Origin of the sequence: Mesorhizobium sp. M7A.F.Ca.CA.001.08.2.1, assembly GCF_003998455.1 — a bacterium.
In the GTDB taxonomy this organism is placed as follows: domain Bacteria; phylum Pseudomonadota; class Alphaproteobacteria; order Rhizobiales; family Rhizobiaceae; genus Mesorhizobium; species Mesorhizobium ciceri.
Window position 1 is genome coordinate 1 of sequence record NZ_RZPW01000756.1, and the last position, 2,923, is coordinate 2,923.

Consider the following 2,923-nt stretch of genomic DNA (forward strand, 5'->3'; position numbering starts at 1 on the left):
CCCAGCGGCTCGTGGCGGGTGAAAGCGAACATGCCAGCCTTGTCGATCGGCAGCACCGACCCTTCGATCTTGTCGGCAAGACCGCCGAAATAGCGGAACCATTCCGGGATATAGCGCAGCTGTGCCGTCATTTCGGTGAGCAGCTTGCCATTGTCGCGCGTCTCGATGGCGGCAATACGATCTGCGTTCCCGGCGATCAGATCGGCCAGCCGCACGAGCAGCTTGCCCCGCGCGGTCGGCGTGATGCCGGCCCATTCCTTCGATCGGAATGCTGCCTTCGCGGACGCCACGGCGGCGTCCACTTGGCTCGCTCCTCCACGCGGAATCAGCGCCCAGGGCCTGCCAGTGAACGGATCATGACTCTCGAATGTATCGGCCGTCGATTGCAGCCGACCGCCGACCGTGTTCTGGAAACTGACGAGCGCCATATCGGTCCTCAACAGGTGGCAAAGCCCAGATGGGCGCGAAAGCGGTTCTTGACCTCGACCGCGTCGCGCGGTGGCAGCGAGCGCGGCAGGTTCTCGGCGGTGATTTTTAGCACGAAAAGGCGTGGACCTTCGGCCGGGCGACGCAGCTCGTCACACAGCGTGTCAACCTCTTCCAGAGAACGCAACTCGGCGGTTTCCGAGAAACCGCAAGCGGCCGCGACCTTGTCGAAACCAATGCCCCGACCGGTATGGCTCGATTGCATGCCTGTCTCACCGAAATGCTGGTTGTCGAGGATGATCAGGTCGAGATTTTTCGGCCGCGCCACCGAGATCGTCGCCAGCGAGCCGAACGCCATGAGCTGTTCGCCGTCACCGGTAATCACCATGACTCGCTTCTCAGGCTGGGCCTGGGCAAGCCCGAGGCCGATCAGCGCCGCGCCGCCCATGGCGCCCCACAGATAGTAGTTGTCGTTGCGGTCACCGGCAGCATGCACGTCGTAGCTCGGCGAACCGAGACCGGTCACGACCAAGGCTCCGTCGCGGGCGTCAAGCAGCTTCTTCACCGCAACCCGGCGGTCCATTGTCGGTAAATTCATGTCGCTCACCACTTCTTCTTGCCGAGCAGCCGCTGCCCGATCAGCACGGCAATCTGCTGGTCGGCATCGAAGGCCATCAGGGCTGCCTGCGCCACCGTCTCCACCAGGTCGGGACCGGTTTCGGCGCGCAGCACCCTGAGCCCGATCGCTTTCAGCGAGGCCTCCGTCGCCTGCCCCATCGGCACCTGCCACGGGTTGAACTCGGCCCATTCGCCCCGCATCGTCACCAGGACGAGCAAGGGGAAGCGCGCCTGCACGGGAAGCGACAGCATGTTGATGCAATTGCCGACGCCGGAGGATTGCATGAGCACGACGCTCCGCTTGCCGCCGAGCCAGGAGCCGGCGGCTATGGCGATGCCCTCCTCCTCCGTCGTCAGCACATTGGTGACGACCTCGGGATCCTCACTGAAAAGGCGGATCAATGTGGTATGGCCGGCATCCGGCACATAGGACATCTGGCTGATGCCGGCAGCCTTGAGCACCTCATAGACCTGATCCGGCCACTGCCTTTCAGGTGCCGCCGGAGCGGCTGCAAGCGCTGCTGTTTGCGGATGTTTTGTTTCTACGCTCGCCGTCACCTTGGACCCCCGAGAATTTGGATTGGAGCCAGGTTACCTCGATGGTCCGATCTAATCTTCGTCTCTTTCTCGTGATCAGATATAATGGTATTCGATAGCTCATGGAATTATCGCAGCTGCGCACCCTGATCCACGTCGCCGAACTCGGCAGCCTCAGCAAGGCTGCCGATCGGCTGCACATTGCGCAGCCGGCGCTCAGCCGGCAGGTGCGCATGTTGGAGGAGGAATTGGGCTTTGCCCTTTTTCTGCGCCACGGACGCGGCATGGTGCTGTCCGAGCAGGGCAAGGAGGTGCTGACGCACGCCATGCGCGTGATGGCCGAGATCGACGAGATCCGCGCCACGGCCACGCCCGCCGATGCGCCGCTGACCGGCGAAGTGGCGATCGGTCTGCCACCCACTGTTGCCGACATTATTTCGCTGCCGTTGGCGGCGGCCTTCGGCAAGGCCCATCCCAAGGCGAAGCTCAGACTTGTCAGCGCCTATACAGGCTATCTGCTGGACTGGATGCACCGCGGCGAGGTCGACGTCGCGGTGCTCTACGACCCGCGCATGGCACGTTCGCTGCGCTCGCGCCCGCTGCTCCTGGAAAACCTGTTCCTGATCGGACCGCCGGACGGGGGATTTTCAACCGTGCGCGCCGTGTCGTTCGCCTCGCTCGCCGGCAAGCGCCTGCTGCTGCCCAGCATCAAGCACGGGCTGCGCATCATCGTCGAACGCTGCGCCACGGATGCCGGCATCACGCTCGATGTCGGCATCGAAGCGGACTCGTACTCGGCGCTGAAGGACCTGGTGCGCAACGGCCACGGCTGGACGATCCTGCCGCTCGCTCCCATCCATGCCGACGTGACCGCCGGGCTGCTCACCGCCGCGCCGTTGATCGATCCGGTGCCCGTGCGCCGCCTGATCCTTGCCTACCCCGCAGACCGGCCTGCCTCGCGGCTGGCGCGGTTTGCCGGACAAGCGATAGAGGACATCGCCAAGGATCTTGTCGGGCGGGCCGTCTGGGTTGGCCAGCTTCTCGGCCCTCCACCATAAGCATTCGAATTCCGTTATATCTGCTCACTTCCGCTCTGCATTGCTGACAGGACATGGAGGCGCGATAGTGAGGCCCGCAGCAAGACGAAACCCGGACAAACCTCATGGAAGCCTATCAGGACATTCGCGATGCCGTCGCCAGGCTGTGCGCCCGCTTTCCCGGAGAATACTGGCGCGCACTCGACAGGGAAATGACCTATCCCGGTGACTTCGTCGCAGCGCTGACGCAGGCCGGTTGGCTCTCGATCCTGATCCCGGAGGCATATGGTGGCTCGGGCCTGCCG

Annotated in this window: 5 protein-coding genes; 2 read left to right on the forward strand and 3 right to left on the reverse strand. The window is 63.8% G+C overall.

Annotated elements, in window-relative coordinates; translation table 11 throughout:
• The 3 genes from EN914_RS30285 to EN914_RS30295 all read right to left on the reverse strand — a co-directional run.
• Positions 1–428: aldehyde dehydrogenase family protein (locus EN914_RS30285; protein ID WP_127389477.1), on the reverse strand; the 428-nt coding region annotated here is incomplete at its 3' end.
• Between the two features lie 8 nt (positions 429–436).
• Positions 437–1,024, reverse strand: a complete 588-nt coding sequence (locus EN914_RS30290; RefSeq protein WP_024503242.1) for a thiamine pyrophosphate-dependent enzyme — start codon at positions 1,022–1,024, stop codon at positions 437–439.
• Between the two features lie 5 nt (positions 1,025–1,029).
• The gene (locus EN914_RS30295; RefSeq protein WP_024503243.1) at positions 1,030–1,602 is read right to left on the reverse strand and encodes a thiamine pyrophosphate-binding protein; all 573 of its coding nucleotides are present in this window, start codon (positions 1,600–1,602) and stop codon (positions 1,030–1,032) included.
• 101 nt (positions 1,603–1,703) lie between these two features.
• On the opposite strand from EN914_RS30295, the gene EN914_RS30300 reads away from it, so the two are divergent.
• Both EN914_RS30300 and EN914_RS30305 read left to right on the forward strand, forming a co-directional pair.
• Positions 1,704–2,639: a LysR substrate-binding domain-containing protein gene (locus EN914_RS30300; protein ID WP_024503244.1), complete on the forward strand. Its 936-nt coding sequence runs from the start codon at positions 1,704–1,706 to the stop codon at positions 2,637–2,639.
• Between the two features lie 104 nt (positions 2,640–2,743).
• A partial coding sequence (locus EN914_RS30305) for an acyl-CoA dehydrogenase family protein (protein WP_164779019.1) occupies positions 2,744–2,923 on the forward strand: 180 nt, incomplete at its 3' end.

Bases quoted from the DNA above. Each gene is read 5' to 3' on its own strand.
- EN914_RS30290 (WP_024503242.1), bottom strand. From the start codon at position 1,024: ATGAATTTACCGACAATGGACCGCCGGGTTGCGGTGAAGAAGCTGCTT.
- EN914_RS30300 (WP_024503244.1), top strand. From the start codon at position 1,704: ATGGAATTATCGCAGCTGCGCACCCTGATCCACGTCGCCGAACTCGGC.